Raw genomic sequence first — 22,508 nt, 5'->3', positions numbered from 1 at the left:
CCTATGGACAGTCGTGGTGGTGCCGACCCGGTTCGTGACCGGCGGCCCGTTATGTCACTCGCGCGATGCACGTCGCATAAAGATTCTGGCGTGCTTGCGCTCTCACAGCTTTTCCGCTCCAATGGTCCATGAACCGTGGACATCCTATGGTTCCCAAGCTATGTGTTTTGATCGGCCTTCACACAGGCCGATTTTTTTTGCCTGTGCACTGCCGCAGACATTTCTATCGAACTGCGAAAGACCGAGCAAAAACGACAAATCGCGCGCCGGCGACGATGGCGCATGGAATAGGTCGGGCCATGCTTAGCTCGAGGCACGGGAGGCGGGAGGCTCACAGGGCCGTTTACCGTTCGCGCGGCCGTGCGGTCAGAACCGCACCATCATGAAGCCGCGTGACGCCTGTCCGGCAAGGGACAGCGCCGGCCCGACAGCGCCCGGATTTTCCGACCTGCTGCGCGCGTCTTGCCTGGCGGCATGTCCGCAGCCATCGTCGATAGTCAATACAGGCAACATGGATGGCCGGGTTCGACCCACCCAAACCACGGTGAGCTTGGAAACGGCAAATCCGTCATCTAATCGACAACGGTTGCGCTTGCAGCGTCACCACTTCGAGTCTGTGATCAGTAACCCCATTGAGATCACAAACGCACACCTCAGCCTGTGCTGCCGCCATGTTTGCCTGAACTCGCCAGTAGGTGCTCTAGCGCACTCACGTCAACTGGCTTAACCAGATGATGGTCGATTCCGGCATCCCTCGAGCGGCGTCGATCCTCCTCCTGTCCCCACCCGCTCAATGCGATAAGCGTCAAGCGCTGAAAACCGGGCTTCTCCCGCGCCCGGCGCGCGACTTCGTAGCCGTCCATGCCCGGCATGCCGATGTCTAGCAGCACAACATCCGGCCGAAATATATCAAGTGCAGCAAGCGCCGCCGGTCCATCGCGTACGATGCTGACGTCGGCGCCGTACAGCTCGAGTAGCATACCGAGGCTGTCCGCTGCATCACGATTGTCATCGACAACGAGAATGCGATGTCCGCACATGGCATCCGATGGTTGCGCCTGCCGGTCGCGATCGCGCGCCTCACGTTTCTGCCTGGAAATGGGCAATCGGACCTGAAACTCGCTGCCTTTGCCCGGACCTTCGCTCCGTGCCTCGACGCTTCCTCCGTGCATTTCCACGAGCGTGCGAACAAGCGTCAAGCCAATACCGAGCCCACCCTGGGCTCGGTTGTGAGTGCGCTCCACCTGCGTGAACAGGTCAAATATCTGGGCCAGCATGGCTGGTGGAATGCCCATGCCATTGTCCCGCACCGACACGATAGCCTCTGTACCCTCGCGGCGGGCGGTGAGCCAGATCTGACCGCCATGCCCCGTATATTTCGCAGCGTTATTGAGCAGATTTGCGATGACCTGTGCGATACGGAGAGGATCCCCGTGGAGTATCAACGGTTCGTGAGGTAGGCTGATGGTCAGCCGGTGGTCGGCCGCATCGATAAGCGGGCGACTGGTCTCCACCGCGCTGTGGAGTACGGTGGCAAGATCAACCGGGCCCCTGCGCAGTTCGATTTTGCCGCTGGCAATGCGCGAGATTTCCAGAAGATCGTCGACCAGACGGACCATCTGGTTGACCTGTCGCTCAAGCATCCCATGGATTCGATCCGTTGCCTTGTTATCTGCGCCGGCAAGACGGAGGAGTTGCAGGCCACTGCGGATCGGGGCCATCGGATTGCGCAACTCGTGTGCGAGCGTCGCAAGAAACTGATCCTTACGCCGATCGGCCTCTCTGAGTGCGTTTTCCGCCCGCTTGAGTTGCGTAGTGTCCTGCACGACACAGCAAGCCCCGATGATGTCGCCGGAATCGTTTTGCAGTGGTGCAGCGCTGACGCGCATCCAGTGTTCGCGTCCTCCATCATCCGTGTATAGCATTTCGGTCCCTGGCATGACCGTCTCGCCGTCCAAGGCCCGCATACAGGGCCAGCTCTCTGGCACACTGAGGTTCCCATCCTCGTCCCACACACGCCAATGCGAGTCGCGATTCGGCAGCCTCGTCGGAATGGAGGTGGGCATATATTGGTCCATCAAGGCGTTGTTCAGCGTCCAGGCACCCGTTGTATCCATCACGCCAACACCAGCCGGAAGCTGCTCGATGATCGTCAACAGACGCTTTTCGCTCGCGCGCTGCGCCTCCCTTGCCTGCTCCCGTTCAATCATGTCGGCGGCCTGCCGCGCAAGCACATCGAACGTCTGAAACTCATGCTCTGAGGGCTCGCGAGTCTCGTACCAGTACGTTGAAATGGTCCCGACCATTGCACCAGACCGGGCGTGCAGCGGCGTCGTCTGAGCCGCACGGATGTTCAGCTTGCGAAACATGTCGAGTTCGTCACGTCCTGCCAGGGCGTCGCATTGTTCGGTGTCAGTTACAACAATGCGACGCCCATTTGACAACGCTGATCCGCACATCGTTGCGGATCCGACATCGATCTGGTCCCATAACTTTGCAACACCCTTTGCAAATCCACGATAGCCGAGCAGTTCGAGTGTCTTGCTACCATCACCACGTTCTCGCACGATGTGCATACTGGCGCATGGCGAATGCATGAGACGCGCAGCGGTATCGACGATCTTGTCGTAAAGCACGTCGACCTGCTGCTCGCCGATCAGTTCGTTGCTGATCTCATGCAGGAGACGACTTTCCGCCAGCTCATTCTCGAGCCGTCGTTGATTTTCGCGCTCAATTTCCAGCTTTTCCGTGCGCAGGGAATCAAGCTCGGCAAGAAGGCGCTGGCTGGTATTGCCCAATCCAGATGCGGGATCGTCAAGCATGCACTGTCCGAGTTCCTGGTGAGTTGCCAGCAAATGTTGAATGTCTTCCTCGAACTTGAGTTCCGGATGAAGCTCCGTCCAGGAGTGCGCGGTGCGTATGAATACAAGAAACAGCAGGAAGTTTTCCATTTGGACCGGCCCGAGCGCTCGACGTAGCGCGTCAGAGCAGGCCGACTCGGCTGATGTATGCAGGAACAGATGTGTCGCGCAGGCAAACATCGACCATTCGAGCTCCGAATTGGGCTGCGGCATCTCCGAAAGGGGTTCTTTGAAGGAGGCACAATGTTCGATGCAGGCCCGTAGTGCTCCTGCGAGTGGCACGGGCTTTCGTAAAAGTCGAAGTATTTCGTCCACTGACTGAGGAGTGCAACTGGCGTCGCCGGCTACACGCCCCAAGCCGACCAGAAAGCCGACGTGCCGGACGATGCAATAACGCACTTCGCAAAAGCGGGACAACCAGACGAACAGCCTCTCCTTGAACAGTGACGGCAGCGGATTGTCTAGATAACCAAAACAGGCAAAGCCCCACAGTTTCGCGGTGATGTCCGGATTTTCTGGCGTCAAACGGAAAAAATTCGGTACCACGCCAAAACGCTGGCGGACGTCGTCGACCAGATTCATGGTGGTAGCCTCCGGGACTCGCTTCATTCAGATGTTTTGACCGCCGCGGCGGCTTGTCATCGCGTCCGCGGAAGAGGAGAAGCCGCTCATTGCGGATCGCGCAAGCGGTCCGCGATCTAGGTAGGCAGCAAGCCGTATGCCACGCATCACCAGCCCCTAGGGCAGCGGTTAACTTCGCGACTCTCGGAAGCCGCCGCTTTCGAGCAAGCACGTAGTCGATGATGAGGCGATTCATCTCGGGCGCGAGCGTGATGCCGGCCACGCTCGCAGTCGGCCGCGTTCGCGTGGGCTGCGTCGCTCACGCGCAGCGCGGACACAGATGCATCACCGAGCGGTTGCGCACGTAGTGCTGGAATTCACGCGATGTTGTCTGTGGCCACGTTTCGAGGGACCCGATCAGGTAGTGCCACAGCGTGTGGTGGAGATAGCGCTCGACGCGTCGCGTGCGGTGGGCCGCGCTTCGCGCTCTTTTAGCTGCGCGCGTAGCGGCTGCGCATCCGCCTCGGGCGCTGCCTGGTCGGAGGCCAGCGACGCGCTTGAGAGCGGCTGGCCAAGCCTCGCCGCCGCGGCCGCCGGCATTGTGGGCGATTGGACAGCTCGCCGCGCGGCGTATTTGCCTCGTGCCTGTTGCGGCCGCAGGTGGCAAGCCCGTGAGGTAGCCATCCGCCATGTCCAGTCAAGGGTCTCTTGCGCCGCGTCCTCACCCGTTCGGTGCTCGCCTTCGGCTGTCCTGCACGATCTTGACGACCGCCGCGCGCGCCATCGCCACCTCCTTGACCATCAGTTGAGCTTTATGCGTCTTCGGACCGACCATGGCGACGACAATGTCGGCGTGGCCAATCGTCGCACGAGCCTTGCTTTCCCAACGCCGTCGCAGCGTTTCAGGCGCGCGGCTCGGGATGCACTGCGACGACAAACTGCGACGGAAAAATTCGAATAGCCCGCAGAGGCCCGCCACGTAAGCATCAGATACTTCCCTCGCACCAGTCCATCATCGGCGCGACAGAAACGCGGCGGGGGCTGGCTTGACGGGTGGCGGACATGGCGATGGGAAACCGGGGAGTAACGGCTGACGTGGATCAACCTTGCATTTTAACGCATGCGGGCCTGGCTCTTCGTACCCTTTGCGCACTGCGCCAATTTGCCGGATACCTAAGCAGGAAGTGCGCCCGATGACCATTTTCGGCCGAAAAACCCTATCCGCGTTATGTAATCCGCGTGCAATTTGCTGCGTCGCGCAAATTTTTTTGGGAGCACTTTTAGGGTCTGTTCGGCGCTCAGCCCCGTCAGATCTGCCTGACAGGATTGTTGTGGAACGGAGAATAGTAAATTCGGATTATCGCGATTATTTTCCGATAGTAGGTGTATACACTGAGTTTCGTTGACGCAGCTCGTGGGCACTGACCTCCCAGGCGCGGCGCCTTCCCGATCCGCAACTGAACCTGATATTGGAGTCCACCATGAAGACCAAACTCATCGCAGCGCTGCTGGTCGCAGCTACCGCTTCTGTTGCCGCTCCGGCGTTCGCCAGCGGCTACGGCCCGGCACCGTTCTATCGCCCGGACGTCGGCGCGCCCGCTTCGCAGCGTGGCCAGAGCGTCCAGACCGTGGCCGCCGAACGCGTCCAGGAACAAGGCGCCCAAACGGCTTACGGCGGTGTCGCCGGCTCGGCTTCGCAGTCGGGCAGCCATGCAAAGGCCACGGGCCCGCAATCGGTTTTCTTCGGCCAGTAAGTCGCGCCGAAGTCTCCGATTCGTTGCTGAGCCGCCCGCGAGTCGGGCGGCCTGAAAGCCGGATGTCGTTGCGACGTCCGGCTTTTTGCTTTTCTGCGGCCGTTCTGTTTCTTTCCCGTGCGCCGCTCAGGAAGCGGCGCGCAGGCGCTTGTCGATCGCTTCGCGAATGCGATCGAAGGCCGCGTCGAAGGCGTTGTCCTGGGTCGGAAAGCGGCCAGCGGCGATGCCGTCGACCGGCACGTTGGCGTTTTCGGCGTCCGTGAGGCTCTGGATGATCTGCGTCGAGACGAAAAAACCGGCTTCGTGATCGCCGTCCACGCCGGCTGTCATGTCGAAACCCATGTATTCGTAGCTGCGTCGGTTTTCCATGCCGATTTCTCCTGGTAGGCGCACGTGCGGATTCTGGCACGTCTGTCGCCGAGCGACGCCGCGACCGCCGCGGCGCATTGCGCCACTTGCGGAAGCATGCGGTCGTATTCTGCAACTCCTGAAAAATTTCCCGCGTCGTGGTAGTTTCGGCGCTCCCCAACCGAACTGATGGACAACGTTTCCATGGAATACCGCACACTCGGCGAGACCGACGTCAAGGTGAGCCTGATCGGGCTCGGCACGATGACGTGGGGCGAGCAGAACACGGAGCGCGAGGCGCATGCGCAGATCGACTACGCGCTCGACCAGGGCGTCACGCTGATCGATGCCGCTGAAATGTACCCCGTGCCGCCGCGCCCGGAGACACAGGGACAGACCGAGCGCTTCATCGGAACGTGGCTCGCGCAGCATCGCGCGGCGCGCGAGCGTATCGTGCTCGCCACCAAGATTGCAGGCCCGGCGCGCCAGCCGCACAATCCGCAGCACATTCGCGGGCCGCAGAACCAGTTCGACCGCAAGAACCTGACAGAAGCGCTCGACGGCAGCCTGAAGCGCCTGCAGACGGACTACGTCGACCTGTATCAGCTGCACTGGCCCGATCGCAGCACGATGACGTTCGGCCGCAGCATGTACCCGTATCTCGACGATGCATACACGGTGCCGATCGAGGAAACGCTCAGCGTGCTCGCCGATTTCGTGAAGGCGGGCAAGATCCGCCATATCGGCGTGTCGAACGAAACGCCGTGGGGCGTCGCGCAGTTCCTGCGTGCGGCCGAAAAGCTCGGGCTGCCGCGCATCGTCAGCATCCAGAATCCGTACAGCCTGCTCAACCGGACGTTCGAGAGCGGCCTGTCCGAATTCGCGCACCGCGAAGCCGTGGGCCTGCTCGCGTATTCGCCGCTCGCGTTCGGCTGGCTTTCGGGCAAGTACGAGGGTGGGGCGCGTCCCGAAGGCGCGCGCATCACGCGGTTCGAGCGCTTCAAGCGCTACAGCAAGCCGGAATCGGCGGCCGCAACGACGCGTTACGTGGAACTCGCCCGCGCCCATGGCTACACGCCTGCGCAGTTCGCGCTCGCGTTCGTCAACAGCCGGCCGTTCCTCACCAGCAATCTGATCGGCGCGACCTCGCTCGAGCAGTTGAAGGAAAACATCGCCAGCGCCGACGTCAAGCTCACCCCCGAAGTGCTCGCGCAGATCGACGCGCTGCACGAGCGGCAGCCGAATCCGGCCCCTTAAAGGGAAAGCGGCAAACCGCGCTGTCCCTCACCGGGCCGCGCGGCGTCGCGTGAGGCGCCAACGCAGCAAAGGCGTTGGCGATTCGCAAGGCATACACTACGATCCAGCATGCGCCGCCGGGGCGCCATCACGCCTCGCGTGACGGCGCCCCGTCGGCCGTTCATACGCTCAATCCCGGAGAATTTTTACAATGACGAGCGCACGTCCAGCGCAATCGCCCCCGTCTTACGGCTGGCCCATTTTTATTTTGCTGGCGGTGGCCGGCCTCTTCTACGTGAAGTGGTTCCCGTACTATCACCGCGCATTTACCGCCGAGGAGACGCACTCCATCGGCAAATCGATCCTGATGGGCGGCGCGGCCACCGCCCCCGATCCCTCGTTCTCCGCCGCGCTCGATTACGCCTACGCCTATGGCAAGGCGATCTGGCAGGCCATGGTGCTCGGCCTGCTGCTCGGTTCCGGCGTGCAGGCGCTCCTGCCCGTGCAATGGGTCGCGCGCGTGCTTGGCCGACGCGGCTTCGGCAGCGTCGCGGCGGGCAGCCTGCTCGCCGTGCCCGGCATGATGTGCACCTGCTGCGCCGCGCCCGTGGTCGTGGGCCTGCGCGCGCGCAATGCGTCGGCTGGTGGCGCGATTGCGTTCTGGCTCGGCAACTCCGTGCTCAATCCCGCGACGCTCGTGTTCATGGGCTTCGTGCTCGGCTGGCAGTGGAGTGCGCTGCGTCTCACGCTGGGCCTGCTGATGGTGTTCGGCCTCGGCTGGGTCTGCAACCGGCTCGTGACGCCCGAGGAATCGCGTGCCGCCGACGATCGCCTCGCGCAACTCGCCCAGCAGCAGGCCGAAGGCGGCAACGTCTTCGTGCGCTGGGCGCGCATCTTTGCGCGCATGGCCGTGCGGCTGGTGCCGGAATACATCGTGCTGGTGCTGTTGCTTGGCGCCGCTCGCGCATGGCTGTTCCCGCATATCGGCCCGGAAATCACGAGCGGCCTTGGCTGGATCGTCACGTTCGCCGTGGTCGGCATGCTGTTCGTGATTCCTACGGCCGGCGAGGTGCCGATCATCCAGGCGATGCTGGCGCTCGGCATGGGTGTGGGTCCCGCGGGCGCGCTGCTGATGACGCTGCCGCCCGTGAGCGTGCCGTCGTTCGCGATGCTGGCGGGCTCGTTCCGGCCGCGCATGCTCGCGGTCGTGGGCACGACGGTGGTGTTCTTCGGCATCGCCGCCGGGGTCGCGGCGGTGGCGCTAGGCTTCTAGGGACGCCGGGACGAGGCAGGCGCCATGCGTTCAGCGTTGGCATTCTTGTAATACGCGGGCGGTTCGCCGTCCGCCACGGAGCGGGCCGCGGCCCGAAAACCAGCATGGCAAAGCAAAAAACCAATCCGAAACTCGAGCAGGCGCTCACGCGCGGCGATCTCGCCATTCGCCAGGCCAATTCGGCACGTGCCACGGCGGTGCTTCGTGCACTCGGCAAGATGATCGTCGAGGCTTCGGCCACCATCGGCGTCGAGGCGGATACTTCGATCCCCGACGGCGATCGCATCTACGACCCGGCCGACGGTCTCTGGCCGCAGTCGCTGCTGGTCTCGCTCGATGGCCCGGTGGAGGAGTCGGATCCCGAAGAGATCCGCACGGTGCGCTTGCTCGCCCAGACCCAATCGACGATGTTCCGCGTGGAATGGCATCGCGCCGACGGCAAGGTCGGCCGCCAGGAAGGCGGCCCGTTCGCGACGGTCGCGTTTATTTCGGACGTCGATATTCCCTGGGGCGACGACGAGGACTGAACGCCGCGCTATGGGGTGTCAGCGCATCATGCGCCGGCGGAACAGCACGGATGCGATCGCGAAGGGCACCACTACGTAGATCGCGAGTACGAGCAGGTGCAGGCCGGCCTGCTCGACAGGCCGGTCGAGCATGGCGGGGCGGATCAACGCAACGGCATGCGCGAGCGGTAGCATCAACGTGATGTGCTGCGCGGCGGCGGGCAGTTGCGCGATCGGAAAGAACACGCCGGAGAGCAGCAGCATCGGCGTGAGCACGAGCGTCTGATAGAACATGAAGAAGTCGTAGGACGGTGCGAGCGCGGTGACGATCATCGCGCAGCTCGCGAACGCGAGGCCCGCGAGCGCGATCACGGGCAGCGCGAGCAGCATGGAAGGAAAGCTCGCGTAGCCGAGCAGGCCCGCCACCACCATGATCGCCACGCCCGATAGCATCGACTTGCTCGCGGCCCACATCACCTCGCCGAGCACCACGTCGCCGAGCGTGAGCGGCGTGTGCATGATCGCTTCCCAAGTGCGCTGCACGTGCATACGCGAGAAGCCCGAGTACATCGACTCGAAGCTCGCCGACATCATCACCGAAGACGACACCGTGCCTGCCGCGAGAAACGCGATGTACGAGACGCCGTCGACGTGCCCGACCATCAGCCCGAGCCCGAAGCCCAGACCGAAGAGATAGATCATCGGATCGGCGAGATTGCCGAACATCGACGCGAGGGCGAGCTTGCGCCAGACCAGATAGTTGCGCCGCCATACGGCCATCCAGTGCGTCGCGTTCGAAGGCAGCGCAGCGCGCGGCTCGCGCACGCTCGCATGTTCGGGGCGCGAGGGCGTCGGGTTGTTGGTGCGTGTCTGCATGGTGTCCTTGGCGATTCGTACGCGGGCGTTGATCCTGCCGCCGTTAATCCTGCATCTCGCGGCCCGTGAGCCGCAGGAACACGTCTTCGAGATTCGCGGGCCGGTGCAGATAGCGCAAATCAGAGCGATGGCGCAGCTTCGCATGGACAGGCGCAGGGTCGTCGACATAACAGAACAGCGTCTCGCCGCTGATCTCGGTGCGCTTCGCGTCGGCCGCAAGTTCATCGCGCAACGCGACCGGGTCCGGTCCGTACACCTCGATCACATCGCAGCCGATCTCCGATTCGATCAGCGCCTTGGGTGCGCCCTCGGCGATCTTGCGGCCTTCCTCGATCACGCAGACCCGATTGCAAAGCCGTTCGGCCTCCTCCATGAAATGCGTGGTGAGGAGAATCGTTTTGCCGCGCGCGAGCAGCGAGCGCAGCCGCTCCCAGATCAGATGCCGTGCCTGTGGATCGAGGCCCGTAGTGGGCTCGTCCATCACAAGCACGTCCGGGTCGTTCACGAGCGCGCGCGCGAGTGTGAGACGTCGACGCATGCCGCCTGAGAGTTCGCCCACGCGTGCGTCGGCCTTGCTTTCGAGGCGCGCGAATTCGAGCAACGGCGCGACGAGCTCGCGCGTTTCGCGCGCGGACAAGCCGAAGTAGCGGCCGAACACGAGCAGGTTCTCGCGCACGGTGAAGTCGGGGTCGAGATTGTCGAACTGCGGCACCACCCCCACGCGCTGGCGGGCGTGGCGCGCGCGCGCCGGCACCGGCTCGCCGCACAGGCTGATGCGACCCGCATCGGGCGAAACGATGCCGAGCAGCATGCGCAGTGTCGTGGTTTTTCCCGCGCCGTTCGGGCCGAGCAGTCCGAAGCACTCGCCGGGAACGACGTCGAACGACAGGCCGTTGACGACCGTCCTGTCTCCATAATGTTTGATGACCTGCTCGAATTCGATGGCGGGTGCGGGCATGGACCGGTTGAACGTGAGTCGATCGGGCATCGCGCGAGTCGCTCGAAGTACCGAACGAAAAATCGCACGAAACGAGGCGGCCCATTTTAGTGCATTGCTGCGCGGCGGGTCGGGCGTCGCTCACAAGTGTTTTGACGATGCACGAGGTAAATGCATGTCGCGGCAAGCATCCAGCACTGTGCAAGATGCATGCGCCGATTGGGACGCGCCTGGCGTTTTTCGATGCACACCTGGCGTTTTCCAGCCCTTGCGTGTGGAATTGCGGCGCACCATCATGAGAATCGCACAGCCTGCAAATCACGCGGGCGGGGAGAAGCGATCATGGCGAGCTATAAAAAAATTCTGCTCTGTTACGACGGCTCGCGCGAAGGCCGCAAGGCGCTGCGGTGCGGCGCCGATCTTGCACTCGATCTGCAGGCCGAGACGCACTTGCTCTCGGTCGTCGACATGCGTTCGACGATCGCCCAGAGCGCCGGCCTGTTGACCGACGTGGCCTGCGGCCGCTTCGAGGAAACGGCGCGCGAGATTCTTCAGGAAGGCGTGGACTGGCTAACTGAGCGCGGCGTGCGCGCTCAGGGGCATTTCGCGTTCGGTCATCCGATCGACGAAATCGCGAATCTGGCCAACGAGCTGAATGCCGACCTCGTGGTGGTGGGCCACCGCTGCCGCACAGGGCTCTCGCGTTGGTGGATGGGCGCCGGCAACACGCCGCTGCTCGACCGCGTTTCGTGCAGCATTCTCGTGGCGTGTTCGTCGGCGGCTGAGGAAAAGCAGCAGCAAGCCGCCGCGTAGGGGATCGAGCGGGCCGGCTCGCCTGGAACCGGCCTGTTAGCGCTGCCACTGCCGATCTGTCTCAGTTCGAGACGTTTCCTTCGCTTAGCTCGACCGCCGAGAGCTTCCACGAGAAGAGCCCGTGACGCTGCAGGATGGCGGCGTAGTGCTCGCCCGTACTGCCGCGGTCCCACGTGAGCGCGAACTCATTGAGGCCGCGATAGCCCGCCGTGGTCACCGGCCGCGCCTCGGGCGCGGGGGTGCCGGATACGGCCGGGGCCGGTGGCGCGGCGGAGGCGGGTGCCGATTGCGGCGGCTCTGCCGATTGCGCGGATGGCGCGCCGGATTCCGCTGGCGGCGGCGCGTGTGGCCGGTCGCCGGGCTTGCCCGTCGGCGGCATGCCATCGAGCAGGGCGGCCACGCCTTCCGGTGTGGCGTAGGCATCCACGAGCGGACTAATCAGTGCCGCGCCAATTACGGCGCCGAGGATCAGCAACGGATTGCTGCTGTGCTGCCCCTCGACGCGCCGGTGCAGCATCTCGCCCACCTGCTGTTTCAGGCTCAGGCGCAGCGCAGGGTAATCGACGTATTCGTTGAGCGCGACGGCGTCACGCGCGTCGGCCGCGGCTTTCATGTGTTTCACCGCGATATAGGGCGACGCATAGGCGTAGCCGATCGCGGCAACGACCATTGCGACGGCGACCGTGATCGCAACGGGCTTTTTCCAGCCTTGGGTCTTGCGCGGGGTAGAGAGAGATTCCGTCATCGGCATAGGGCAAATCGTTTAAACACGGTGTTGACCGCAAACCGGGCCAAACGATCCCGCCCGTAACCTCTTCTCACATTTGGGCAGCGTTGCTGCTTACTTCGCGAGTGCCGCGGGCAGGTCGCTGTGCTGCTCGGCGATGCAGCGGTCGATTGCGCGGCAAACCGCGTCGACCGTGCCGACTAGGATGAGCCGCGACGGACCCTGATAGACGCGCACGGGCGCGCGGCGCATGGGCTGTTCGGTGTTGAGCGTGCTGTTGAGCGACACGCGCGCAAACGCCGGCTGTGCCGAGGGCAGCACGGGCAGGTCGGCTGCGCTGGCCGCCACCATCTCAGGCGAGTCTTCGAAGAGCGAGCCGCTCAGTGCGGCAGCCGAATCGCGGACTTCGCGGACCGCGCACGAGGCGATTCCACGGAGATGGCGAAGGCGGCCGAATTGGCGGAAGGGCAGCAGGCGGGCAAGACGTTCCATGACTCTCTCCAGGTATGCGCAGATGGTGCGCAAACAATGTGCAAACCGCGCTCAGACGGATTCCTTAGAATTCGGTGGGGCGGATCAGCCCGACCGCGATGCCTTCGAGCGCGAATTCCGCGCTGCCGGCCTCGACGAAAATATTGTCGTAATCGGGGTTCTCGGCGATCAGCTCGAGCCCGTTCGGACGGCGCTTCAGGCGCTTGACGGTCACGTCGTCGCCGAGGCGCGCCACGATGATCTGGCCGTCTTTCGCTTCGGCCTTTTTCTGCACGGCGAGCAGGTCGCCGTCGAGGATGCCGGCGTCGCGCATGGAAAGGCCGCGCACCTTCAACAGGTAGTCGGGGCGGCTCGAGAAGAGCGCCGGGTCGCACATGTAGTTCTGCGAGATGTGCTCCTGCGCGAGGATCGGGCTACCCGCAGCGACGCGGCCGACGAGCGGCAGCGAGAGCTGCATGATGCTCGGGTGCGGGAGCGTGAACTGGTGCGGCAGGTCGTCGGGCCCCGGCACGAGGCGGATGCCGCGCGAGGCGCCCGCAGCCAGTTCGATCACGCCCTTGCGCGCCAGCGCACGCAGATGCTCCTCCGCGGAGTTGGCGGAGCTGAAGCCGAGTTCCGCCGCGATCTCGGCGCGCGTGGGCGGAAAGCCCGTGCGCTCGATGGCCCGGCGAACCAGATCGAAAACCTGCTGCTGTCGTGCGGTGAGTTTGGTCATGGCGCCACTGTATGTTTGAACAGGTAACTGTATTTTTATACAGTACTCGCCACTTTTCAAGTGTTACTTGAAGTTCATCGACTGAACGTTGCCATCAGGCCGTTTTCCCGTGTTTGCGCGGATGAAACCGCGCTCTAACAGCGACTTCCTCTGTCCTTACCACTTTTGCGTATTAAAAAATAAGAAAACATCATTTTTAATAATGTAAGGGGATCGCTAGACTGGCCTCCATCGTTAGCTGCGGTTTCATCAATGAGCGCAAACGAGCACACACGAGAACGGAGAACAGATAGATGGGCACGACACATACGGGGCGCGCGGGCTGGCTGAAAACACTGGCGGCAAAACTGGTCATCGGCGTTGCGCCGCTCGTCGGCGTCACGGCGATGGCGGCTATGGTGCCGCTGGCCGCTCACGCGGATACATCGCTGCTCAACGTCTCCTACGATCCGACGCGCGAGCTGTACCAGGACATCAACGAAGCCTTCATCAAGCAGTGGAAGGCGAAGACGGGCGAAACGCTCACCATCAAACAGTCGCATGGCGGCTCGGGCGCACAGGCGCGCTCGGTGCTCGACGGTCTGCAGGCCGACGTCGCGACGCTCGCGCTGGCATGGGACATCGACGCGCTCGCCAACAAGGGCATCGTCGCGAAGGACTGGCAAAAGCGCCTGCCCGACAACGCCTCGCCATACACGTCGACCATCGTGTTCCTCGTGCGCAAGGGCAACCCCAGGCACATCAAGGACTGGGACGATCTGACCAAGCCGGGTGTCTCGATCGTCACGCCGAATCCGAAGACCTCGGGCGGCGCGCGCTGGAACTATCTCGCGGCGTGGGCGTATGCGCTGCACCAGCCGGGCGGCAACGAGCAGAAGGCGAAGGACTTTGTCACGAAGCTCTACAAGAACGCGGGCGTGCTCGACTCGGGCGCGCGGGGAGCCACGACGAGCTTCGTGCAGCGCGGCATCGGCGATGTGCTGATCGCATGGGAAAACGAAGCATTTCTCTCGCTCAAGGAGTTCGGCCCGGACAAGTTCGAGATCGTGGTGCCTTCGGTGAGCATTCTGGCTGAGCCGCCGGTTGCCGTGGTGGACAAGGTCGTCGACAAGAAGGGCACGCGCAAGGAGGCCGAAGCCTACCTGCAGTTCCTCTATAGCGAAGAGGGCCAGGAGATCGCCGCGAAGAACTTCTACCGTCCGCGTTCGGACAAGGTCCCGGCGGCGCTCACGGCGAAGTTTCCGAAGCTCAAGCTCTACACGGTCGACGACACGTTCGGCGGCTGGCCCAACGCGCAGAAGACGCATTTCGCGGATGGCGGCGTGTTCGATTCGATCTATCAGCCGCAGTAAAGCTGTCGAGCAGTCAAGCAGCAGGCGGTCAAGCAGTAAGCGGTCCGCATAACGACGTGATCGCATAACAACGAAGCGCGCCTACGGGCGCGCTTTTCGGCGCGAATCTGCAACGCACGAATCGCGCAACCCATGTCTGGACGATGAGCATGACAACGTTTCGATTGCGCAAGCCCAGTGCGCTGCCTGGCTTCGGTTTGACGCTTGGCATCACGGTGGCCTATCTGAGCCTCGTGGTGCTCATTCCGCTTGCCGCCACCTTTCTCAAGACGGCGACACTCGACTGGAGCCAGTTCGTGCGCGCCGTGTGGTCGCCGCGCGTGATCGCGTCGTACCGGCTCACGTTCACCGCCGCGCTCGGCGGGGCGCTGATCAACGCGGTATTCGGCTTCCTGCTCGCGTGGGTGCTCGTGCGCTATAGGTTTCCGTTCAAACGGGTGATCGATGCGCTCGTCGATCTGCCGTTCGCGCTCCCGACTTCCGTGGCGGGCATTTCGCTCGCCGCCGTGTATGCCGGCAATGGCTGGATCGGCCAGTTCCTGCAGCCGCTCGGTCTGAAGATCGCCTTCACGCCGCTCGGCGTGCTCGTGGCGCTGACCTTCATCGGCTTGCCGTTCGTCGTGCGCACGGTGCAGCCGGTGCTCGAGGACTTCGAGCGCGAACAGGAAGAGGCCGCTGCGTGCCTCGGCGCCTCGCGCTGGCTCACGTTCCGCCGTGTCGTGCTGCCCGCGGTGCTGCCGGCGCTCCTCACGGGTTTCGCGCTCGCGTTCGCGCGTGCGCTGGGCGAGTACGGCTCGGTCATCTTCATCGCCGGCAACGTGCCGATGAAGTCGGAGATTACGTCGCTGCTCATCATCACCAAGCTCGAGCAGTACGACTATGCGGGCGCAACGGCGCTTGCCGTGATGATGCTCTGCGTCTCGTTCGTCATGCTGCTGCTCATCAATTCGCTGCAGTGGTATTTGCAGCGCCGCACGAGCCGGGGTGTAACGGCCGGCAGCGCGCCGAATGCCGTGGTGGCCGCAACCGTCGCGGGAGGTGCGTAATGAGCACGCGGCCGCAACAACGAAGTACGCGCCGGCCGGACCCGGTCACCGAATCACCGTGGGTGCGCTGGCTGCTGACCGGCATTGCGCTCGCGTTTCTCGCGCTGTTTCTCGTGGTGCCGCTCGTCGCGGTGTTCTGGCAGGCGCTGTCGAAGGGTATCGGCTTCTACTTCACGTCGCTCGTCGATCCCGACGCGCTCTCCGCGATCAAGCTCACGCTCATCACCGCGGCGATCGCGGTGCCGTTGAATCTGGGCTTCGGCCTCGCGGCGTCGTGGGCGATCGCGAAGTTCGAGTTTCGCGGCAAGGCGCTGCTCACCACGCTGATCGACCTGCCGTTTTCAGTTTCGCCCGTGATTTCAGGTCTCATCTACGTGCTGCTGTTCGGCGCGCAGGGCTGGCTCGGGCCGTGGCTCGAAGACCGCAACGTGCAGATCATCTTCGCGGTGCCGGGTATCGTGCTCGCCACCATCTTCGTGACGTTCCCGTTCGTCGCGCGCGAGCTGATTCCGCTGATGCAGGCGCAGGGCAACGACGAAGAAGAGGCCGCCCACGTGCTGGGCGCCTCGGGCTGGCAGATGTTCCGCCGCGTGACGCTGCCCAATATCCGCTGGGGTCTGCTGTACGGCGTGATTCTCTGCAACGCGCGCGCCATGGGCGAGTTCGGCGCGGTGTCGGTGGTGTCGGGTCATATTCGCGGCCAGACCGACACGATGCCGCTGCACGTCGAGATTCTTTACAACGAGTACAACTTCGCGGCGGCGTTCGCCGTGGCATCGCTGCTCGCGTTGCTCGCGCTCGTCACGCTCGGCCTGAAGCTGCTCGCGGAGCGCCGCCTTTCGGCGGAACTGCGCGGCGCGGACGAGATTCCCGCCTACGCCGGCCCGCAACCCGTGGCCGTGCAACATGTTTCACAACACGCAGCGCCTCGCGCCGTGCGCCAACCGATTCAAGTAGGGGAGCAGTAAACATGGGCATCACCGTCAGCAATCTGCACAAGCGCTTCGGCGACTTCACCGCCCTCGACAACGTCTCGCTCGACTTTCCGCCGGGCGAACTGGTTGCGCTGCTCGGACCTTCCGGTTGTGGCAAGACCACGCTCCTGCGCGTCATTGCGGGCCTCGAATACGCCGACGCGGGCCAGGTCGTGCTGCAAGGCCAGGACGTGGGCGAGGTGGGCGCGCGCGAGCGCCAGGTGGGCTTCGTGTTCCAGCATTACGCACTGTTCCGCCACATGACGGTGTTCGAGAACGTGGCGTTCGGCCTGCGCGTGAAGCCGCGCAGCGAGCGGCCCTCGGAGGCCGTGATTCGCGAGAAGGTGCATGAACTGCTCAAGCTCGTGCAGCTCGACTGGCTCGCGCAGCGCTATCCGTCCGAGCTGTCGGGCGGCCAGCGTCAGCGCATCGCGCTTGCGCGCGCGCTCGCCGTCGAGCCGAAGGTGCTGCTGCTCGACGAACCGTTCGGCGCGCTCGACGCCAAGGTTCGCAAGGAGTTGCGCTCGTGGCTGCGTCGCCTGCACGACGACCTGCATATCTCGACGATCTTCGTCACGCACGACCAGGAGGAAGCGCTCGAGGTGGCCGATCGCATCGTCGTGATGAATCATGGGCACGTGGAGCAGGTCGGTAGCCCGCAGGACGTCTATGATCATCCGCAGACGGCCTTCGTCTACGAGTTCCTGGGCGCCGCGAACCGGCTGCGCGGTAGCGTCGATGCACGCGGTTTCGTCGCCGAGGGCGCGGCGCAGCCGATCTCCGTGCACGCGAGCTTCGAAGGCCCCGCGCTCGCCTACGTGCGGCCGCACGACCTCGTGCTGCACCGCGAAGCGAGCGATCATCGCGACGGCATCGTCGTCGACGTGCGCCGCGTGGTGACGCTGGGCGGCTCGGTGCGCGTGGAGCTGGAAAGCCGCACGGGCGGCGCGCTCGAAGCCGAGCTCGACCGCGAGTCGTGGCGTGCGCTGGGCCTTTCGGTCGGCGAGGGCGTGACGGCCGTGCCGCGCGGACTTCGCGTATTTCCGGCGCAATGAGCGCTGTAAAAAGCGGCGCAGCAAGCGTTACAGTGCTCACATCGACAAAAACGAATAATCGGTCAGCAGTCCCGGAGAGAAGACCATGAATTTTCAGCAGTTGCGTTTCGTGCGCGAAGCCGTACGGCAGAACATGAACCTGACCGAAGTGGCGAACGTGCTGTATACGTCGCAATCAGGCGTTTCCAAGCAGATCAAGGATCTCGAAGACGAGCTCGGCGTGGACATTTTCATTCGCCGCGGCAAGCGCCTGACCGGCCTCACGGAGCCTGGCAAGGCCGTGCATCAGCTGATCGAGCGCATGCTGCTCGACGCCGAGAACCTGCGCCGCGTGGCGCGCCAGTTCGCGGACCAGGACAGCGGCCACCTCGTGGTCGCGACGACGCACACGCAGGCGCGTTACGCGCTGCCTAAGGTCGTGCACCGGTTCCGCGAAGTGTTTCCGAAGGTCCATCTCGCGTTGCGTCAGGGCAATCCGCAGCAGATCGCGCAGATGATCATCAACGGCGAGGCCGACATCGGCATCTCGACCGAGGCGCTCGACCGCTTCCCCGACATCGTCACGTTCCCGTGCTACTCGTGGCATCACGTGGTGGTCGTGCCGAAGTCGCATCCGCTCGTGGGCCGCGAAAATCTCACGCTCGAAGACGTGGCCGAGTATCCGGTCATCACCTACGACCAGGACTTCACGGGCCGCTCGCACATCGACCAGGCGTTCGCGAAAGCGAGCGTGGTGCCCGACGTGGTGCTGACCGCCATCGACGCGGACGTGATCAAGACCTACGTCGAACTCGGCATGGGCGTGGGCATCGTCGCGGCGATGGCCTACGACCCGAAGCGCGACAGCGAACTCGTCGCGCTCGACACGGAGCATCTCTTCGATGCGAGCACGACGCGAGTGGGCCTGCGCAAGGGCGCATTCCTGCGCCAGTACGCGTACCGGCTCATCGAAATGTTCGCGCCGCAGCTCACCGAGCAGCAGATCGCGAGCCAGCTGCGCGAGGCAACCTGAAAAGCGCGCTGATTTTCTCGGCGGGCGGCGGATCGCTTAAAATCGCCGCCATGAATACTTCCACTTCCTCTTCAGCGGCGGCGCCCAGGGCGCTGCCGCGCATTGCCGTGCTCGCCACGGGCGGCACGATTGCGGGCTCCGCCGCGGACGCCGCGAACACCGCGGGCTACCAGGCCGGCGTGATCGGCGTCGCGCAGCTGCTCGCAGCCGTGCCGGGCCTCGACGCCATCGCCCAGATCCATGCCGAGCAGGTCGCGAGCATCGACAGCAAGGACATGTCGCTTGCGCTGTGGACTACGCTCGCGCAGCGCGTGAACGAACTGCTGGCCAGCGACGAGATCGACGGCGTGGTGATCACGCACGGCACGGATACGCTCGAAGAAACCGCGTACCTGCTGCATCTCACGGTGAAGAGCGCGAAGCCATGTATCTTGACGGCCGCCATGCGGCCCGCCACGGCGCTTTCCGCCGACGGCCCGCTCAATCTGCTCAATGCCGTCACGCTCGCGGCGAGCGAGGCGGCGGCGGGACAGGGCGTGCTGGTGGCGTTCAATAACCGCATTCATTGCGCACGCGACGTCGCGAAGATCAGCACCTATGCGGTGGATGCATTCCAGTCGCCGGAAATCGGCGCGCTGGGCTGGGTGCAGGATGGGCGCGTGGAATTCCAGCGCCGCGCGCTGCGCCCGCATACGGTCGATGCGCCGTTCACGGCACCGGTCCAATGGCCGCAGGTCGAGATCGTGACGAGCTACGCGGGCGTGTCGCGCGCGGCGGTCGAAGCACTCTTTGCCGCCGGTGTGGATGGGTTCGTCGTGGCCGGCACGGGCAACGGCTCGATTCACGGCGCGTTGCAGCAGTCGCTGGCCGAAGCGGCCGCCAAGGGCGTGGCCGTCGTGCGCGCCTCGCGCGTCGGCTCGGGCCACGTGATGCACAACGGCGCGGCCAAGGACGATACGCTCGGCTTCGTGTCTTCGGGCACGCTTAGCCCGTACAAGGCGCGTGTGCTGCTGCTGCTCGCGCTGGCGGCTGGCACGACCGACAAGGCGGGGCTGCAGGGCGTGTTCGACACGTACTGAGCCTGGCCGCGTACAAAGTAAAACGGGCCTGGCGGATCGCTCCGCCAGGCCCGTTTCGTTTCTGGCCCTGTTCGTGTGTCGCCGCACTTACTGCAGCGGCGGAATCACGAGCACCTGACCCGGATAGATCTTGTCCGGGCTCTTGAGCATCGGCGTGTTCGCCTCGAAGATCGCGTCGTTCTTCGCGCCGCTGCCATAGTACTTTTCGGCGATCTTCCAGAGGTTGTCGCCGGCAACGACCGTGTGGTGCTGCGCTTCGGGCGCGGGGTTGGTCACGGTCATCTGGTCGTCGACCTTGTCGACGTTCTGCACGTTGCCGGCCGCGACGAGGATCTTCTCCTTGGTGGGCTGGTCGGCGGCGTTGCCGGTGACCGTCACCGTGTGCGAGACGCCGTCGTAGGTTACGCCGAGGTTGTCGGCGTCGAGGCCCTGCGAGCGGATATAGGCCGCGATCGCGTCGCCGGCCTTCTGGTTCAGCTCGGCGAGATTCGCAGCGGGGTCTGCCGGTGCGGCAGCGGGTTCCGCGGCGGCGGCCGGCGCGGCAGCCGTGCCGAAGAGTTTTTCGCCTGCTTCCTTGATGAAATTGATAATGCCCATCGATCACACTCCTCACGTGCTGGAAATGACTGGGTGGTCACGCGTCGGGTCCACATTGACCCGTCGGCATGACAGCCCGATGAAAGCACGATTCTAGAAACGCGGTCGCGAACGCGTCCATCGGGGCAGCGTCAAAGAGTGTGAAACCGGGGAAAGAAGAGAGAAGGCAAAGAAAAACGGGCATCCGACACGCGGACACCCGATGACGACGTCTGACCGACCAAGGCTTCCCCGCCGTCACCGGGCGCCGCTTTCGGACCCCACTGGCCGCCCTCAGCCCAGAGCGGCACCGATTTGCCTCGCGACGGTTGCCGCCGCTGCGAAGCGCCCCACGGGAGGCTGATGCACACGCTCGAATGCCTGCGCACCAGCCGGTATGCGTGATCCGGTTCTACAGGCGGTCCGCTCGTTGCGTCGCGCGAACCGCCGTGCTGCTACCTGCTACCGCTGAAACTCAAGCCACCTTCACCTGCGCTTGCGGCTCGGCGATCTCGAAGTTCGCCATGATCTCGAGCGCGCGGATCATGGCCGAGTGGTCCCATGCCTTGCCGCCGTTCGCGGCGCACACGCTGAAGAGCTGCTGCGCGCTCGCGGTATGCGGCAGGGCGATGCCCAGCTTGCGCGCGCCGTCGATCGCGAGGTTCAGGTCCTTCTGGTGCAGTTCGATGCGGAAGCCCGGATTGAACGTGCGCCTGGTCATGCGCTCGCCGTGCACTTCGAGAATGCGCGACGAAGCGAAGCCGCCCATGAGGGCCTTGCGCACGCGCTCGGGGTCCGCGCCCGAACGTGCTGCGAACAGCAGCGCTTCGGCCACGGCCTCGATGTTCAGCGCGACGATGATCTGGTTCGCCACCTTGCAGGTCTGGCCCGCGCCGTTGTCGCCGATGAGCGAAATATTCTTGCCCATCAATTCGAACAGCGGCTTGGCAAGATCGAACGACTTCTGCGGGCCGCCCACCATGATCGTGAGCGTGGCTTCGCGTGCGCCGACTTCACCGCCCGAGACCGGCGCGTCGAGATAGTCGCAGCCGAGCGCGTTGATCTGCTTGGCGAACTGTTGCGTTTCGAGCGGAGAGATCGAGCTCATGTCGATCACGAGCTTGCCGGCCGAGAGACCCTTGGCGACGCCGTCGTCGGCGAACAGGACGTTGGCGACATCAGGCGTGTCCGGCACCATCACGATGACGATGTCCGACACCTTCGCGACAGCCGTCGAATCGGCGACGACTTCGGTTTGCGTGCGCAGGTCGTCGGGCACCGGATACTTGCCGTTCACGGCGAGCGTGTGGCCGCCCTTGATGAGATTGCGCGCCATGTGCGCGCCCATGATGCCGAGTCCGATAAAGCCAATCTTTGCCATCTTGTGTCTCCGTTAAAGCGAATGCGTGAATGTGCGTCGTTGCGTCCGATTGCGGGCTCAGGCGAGTTCGGCGGTGCGCTGCTTCGCGCTGCGCAGCCAGCCGAGGCCTTCGACGGTCGTCGTGCGCGGCTTGTACTCGCAGCCGATGTGGCCTTCGTAGCCGAGCGAGTCGAGCAGATCGAACAGGAACGGGTAGTTGATTTCGCCCGTGCCGGGTTCGTTGCGGCCAGGATTGTCGGCGAGCTGGACGTGGGCGATTTTCGCGAAGTGCTTCTTGATCGTCGCGGCGAGTTCGCCTTCCATACGCTGCATGTGATAGATGTCGTACTGCAGGAAGAGGTTGTCCGAGCCGGTCTTTTCGATCACGTCGAGCGCTTCGCCCGAGCGGTTCAGCGCGAAGCCGGGAATGTCGTACGAATTGCACGGCTCGACCAGCAGGCGGATGCCTTCGCGTTTCAATTCACCCGCGGCGTAGCGCAGGTTCTCGACGATCGTGGCGAGCGCCGTGTCGCGATCGACGCCTGCCGTCGGAATGCCGACGAGGCAGTTCAGTTGCGGCACCTTCAGCGCCTTCGCATAGTCGATCGCGCGGCCCACGCCTTCCTGGAACTCGCCGCGGCGCTCGCGCAGGCAGGCAATGCCGCGCTCGCCCGCTTCCCAGTTGCCGGCGGGCAGGTTGTGGAGGACGAGCTTCAGCCCGTTGACCTCGAGACGCTCGGCCAGGTCGGCGGCCTTGTACGGATACGGGAACAGGAACTCCACGGCGTCGAAGCCCGCTTGTGCGGCCGCTGCGAAGCGGTCGAGGAAGGGCACTTCGTTGAACAGCATGGTGAGGTTCGCGGCGAATTTTGGCATGGTGCTGGGTCTCGCTGGTCGGTCAATGAAAGAAGTCAGGCGGAAGGTCACGCAGTCAATCATTCAGGCAGCGCGCCGA

22 protein-coding genes are annotated in these 22,508 nt (G+C 64.0%); 11 read left to right on the top strand and 11 right to left on the bottom strand.

Features of this window, described 5'->3' with window-relative positions; translation table 11 throughout:
* Positions 1–653 precede the first annotated feature (653 nt).
* Positions 654–3,443 (bottom strand): ATP-binding protein, encoded by a 2,790-nt coding sequence (locus AB3X98_RS21485; RefSeq protein ID WP_368604194.1) that lies wholly within the window; start codon positions 3,441–3,443, stop codon positions 654–656.
* 700 nt (positions 3,444–4,143) lie between these two features.
* Positions 4,144–4,401 (bottom strand): hypothetical protein, encoded by a 258-nt coding sequence (locus AB3X98_RS21480; RefSeq protein ID WP_368604195.1) that lies wholly within the window; start codon positions 4,399–4,401, stop codon positions 4,144–4,146.
* Positions 4,402–4,903: 502 nt separating this feature from the next.
* Here AB3X98_RS21480 and AB3X98_RS21475 point away from each other — a divergent pair.
* Positions 4,904–5,176 carry a hypothetical protein gene (locus AB3X98_RS21475; RefSeq protein WP_028204875.1) on the top strand — a complete coding sequence of 91 codons (273 nt, stop codon included), beginning with the start codon at positions 4,904–4,906 and terminating at the stop codon, positions 5,174–5,176.
* Between the two features lie 126 nt (positions 5,177–5,302).
* On the opposite strand, the gene AB3X98_RS21470 is transcribed toward AB3X98_RS21475, so the two are convergent.
* Positions 5,303–5,545, bottom strand: coding sequence for a hypothetical protein (locus AB3X98_RS21470; RefSeq protein WP_069267554.1), 243 nt, complete (start codon positions 5,543–5,545; stop codon positions 5,303–5,305).
* Between the two features lie 183 nt (positions 5,546–5,728).
* Between AB3X98_RS21470 and AB3X98_RS21465 the strand changes: the two genes are divergently transcribed.
* The 3 genes from AB3X98_RS21465 (at position 5,729) to AB3X98_RS21455 (ending at position 8,560) form a co-directional block, all read left to right on the top strand.
* On the top strand, positions 5,729–6,781 hold the full coding sequence (locus AB3X98_RS21465; protein ID WP_368604196.1) for an NADP(H)-dependent aldo-keto reductase: 1,053 nt from the start codon (positions 5,729–5,731) through the stop codon (positions 6,779–6,781).
* A gap of 190 nt (positions 6,782–6,971) precedes the next feature.
* A complete protein-coding gene (locus AB3X98_RS21460) occupies positions 6,972–8,033 on the top strand; it encodes a permease (RefSeq protein WP_368604197.1) in 1,062 nt (353 codons plus the stop codon).
* A gap of 104 nt (positions 8,034–8,137) precedes the next feature.
* The gene (locus AB3X98_RS21455; RefSeq protein WP_042268617.1) at positions 8,138–8,560 is read left to right on the top strand and encodes a hypothetical protein; all 423 of its coding nucleotides are present in this window, start codon (positions 8,138–8,140) and stop codon (positions 8,558–8,560) included.
* Positions 8,561–8,578: 18 nt separating this feature from the next.
* On the opposite strand, the gene AB3X98_RS21450 is transcribed toward AB3X98_RS21455, so the two are convergent.
* Complete coding sequence (locus tag AB3X98_RS21450) at positions 8,579–9,415, bottom strand: ABC transporter permease (RefSeq protein WP_133184261.1); 837 nt, start codon at positions 9,413–9,415, stop codon at positions 8,579–8,581.
* Positions 9,416–9,458: 43 nt separating this feature from the next.
* Positions 9,459–10,373 carry a nodulation factor ABC transporter ATP-binding protein NodI gene (nodI, locus tag AB3X98_RS21445; protein ID WP_069267611.1) on the bottom strand — a complete coding sequence of 305 codons (915 nt, stop codon included), beginning with the start codon at positions 10,371–10,373 and terminating at the stop codon, positions 9,459–9,461.
* A 321-nt stretch (positions 10,374–10,694) separates the two neighbouring features.
* Here nodI and AB3X98_RS21440 point away from each other — a divergent pair, with 321 nt between their 5' ends.
* Positions 10,695–11,165 (top strand): universal stress protein, encoded by a 471-nt coding sequence (locus AB3X98_RS21440; protein ID WP_069267551.1) that lies wholly within the window; start codon positions 10,695–10,697, stop codon positions 11,163–11,165.
* Between the two features lie 61 nt (positions 11,166–11,226).
* On the opposite strand, the gene AB3X98_RS21435 is transcribed toward AB3X98_RS21440, so the two are convergent.
* The 3 genes from AB3X98_RS21435 to lexA all read right to left on the bottom strand — a co-directional run bounded on the left by AB3X98_RS21435 (position 11,227) and on the right by lexA (position 13,099).
* Positions 11,227–11,910 (bottom strand): DUF2939 domain-containing protein, encoded by a 684-nt coding sequence (locus AB3X98_RS21435; RefSeq protein ID WP_342945661.1) that lies wholly within the window; start codon positions 11,908–11,910, stop codon positions 11,227–11,229.
* A gap of 96 nt (positions 11,911–12,006) precedes the next feature.
* Complete coding sequence (locus tag AB3X98_RS21430; RefSeq protein ID WP_368604199.1) at positions 12,007–12,384, bottom strand: hypothetical protein; 378 nt, start codon at positions 12,382–12,384, stop codon at positions 12,007–12,009.
* 64 nt (positions 12,385–12,448) lie between these two features.
* Positions 12,449–13,099, bottom strand: coding sequence for a transcriptional repressor LexA (lexA, locus tag AB3X98_RS21425; protein ID WP_042268621.1), 651 nt, complete (start codon positions 13,097–13,099; stop codon positions 12,449–12,451).
* A gap of 293 nt (positions 13,100–13,392) precedes the next feature.
* Between lexA and AB3X98_RS21420 the strand changes: the two genes are divergently transcribed.
* From AB3X98_RS21420 to AB3X98_RS21395, 6 genes are all read left to right on the top strand, one after another.
* Positions 13,393–14,451 (top strand): sulfate ABC transporter substrate-binding protein, encoded by a 1,059-nt coding sequence (locus AB3X98_RS21420; protein WP_368604200.1) that lies wholly within the window; start codon positions 13,393–13,395, stop codon positions 14,449–14,451.
* A 149-nt stretch (positions 14,452–14,600) separates the two neighbouring features.
* Positions 14,601–15,497 (top strand): sulfate ABC transporter permease subunit CysT, encoded by an 897-nt coding sequence (gene cysT / locus AB3X98_RS21415; protein WP_368604201.1) that lies wholly within the window; start codon positions 14,601–14,603, stop codon positions 15,495–15,497.
* Positions 15,497–16,465, top strand: coding sequence for a sulfate ABC transporter permease subunit CysW (gene cysW, locus AB3X98_RS21410; RefSeq protein ID WP_368604202.1), 969 nt, complete (start codon positions 15,497–15,499; stop codon positions 16,463–16,465). The genes cysT and cysW overlap by 1 nt, the downstream gene beginning before the upstream one ends.
* A gap of 2 nt (positions 16,466–16,467) precedes the next feature.
* Positions 16,468–17,526 (top strand): sulfate/molybdate ABC transporter ATP-binding protein, encoded by a 1,059-nt coding sequence (locus AB3X98_RS21405; protein ID WP_368604203.1) that lies wholly within the window; start codon positions 16,468–16,470, stop codon positions 17,524–17,526.
* An 85-nt stretch (positions 17,527–17,611) separates the two neighbouring features.
* Entirely contained in the window at positions 17,612–18,538 is a 927-nt protein-coding gene (locus AB3X98_RS21400; RefSeq protein WP_069267546.1) for a CysB family HTH-type transcriptional regulator, read from the top strand.
* Between the two features lie 50 nt (positions 18,539–18,588).
* Positions 18,589–19,617: an asparaginase gene (locus AB3X98_RS21395; RefSeq protein WP_069267545.1), complete on the top strand. Its 1,029-nt coding sequence runs from the start codon at positions 18,589–18,591 to the stop codon at positions 19,615–19,617.
* Between the two features lie 87 nt (positions 19,618–19,704).
* Here the strand turns inward: AB3X98_RS21395 and lysM are convergent, their stop codons facing one another.
* From lysM to hyi, 3 genes are all read right to left on the bottom strand, one after another.
* Positions 19,705–20,214: a peptidoglycan-binding protein LysM gene (gene lysM / locus AB3X98_RS21390; RefSeq protein WP_069267544.1), complete on the bottom strand. Its 510-nt coding sequence runs from the start codon at positions 20,212–20,214 to the stop codon at positions 19,705–19,707.
* Between the two features lie 454 nt (positions 20,215–20,668).
* Positions 20,669–21,574 (bottom strand): 2-hydroxy-3-oxopropionate reductase, encoded by a 906-nt coding sequence (locus AB3X98_RS21385; protein ID WP_069267543.1) that lies wholly within the window; start codon positions 21,572–21,574, stop codon positions 20,669–20,671.
* Between the two features lie 57 nt (positions 21,575–21,631).
* Positions 21,632–22,429 carry a hydroxypyruvate isomerase gene (hyi, locus tag AB3X98_RS21380; RefSeq protein WP_368604204.1) on the bottom strand — a complete coding sequence of 266 codons (798 nt, stop codon included), beginning with the start codon at positions 22,427–22,429 and terminating at the stop codon, positions 21,632–21,634.
* Positions 22,430–22,508 lie beyond the last annotated feature (79 nt).

The organism is Paraburkholderia sp. BR14312 (genome assembly GCF_040948675.1).
Classification (GTDB): Bacteria; Pseudomonadota; Gammaproteobacteria; order Burkholderiales; family Burkholderiaceae; genus Paraburkholderia; species Paraburkholderia nodosa_A.
The sequence above is the reverse complement of the archived record's forward strand: the minus strand, read 5'-3'. Positions and strand labels throughout refer to the sequence as shown.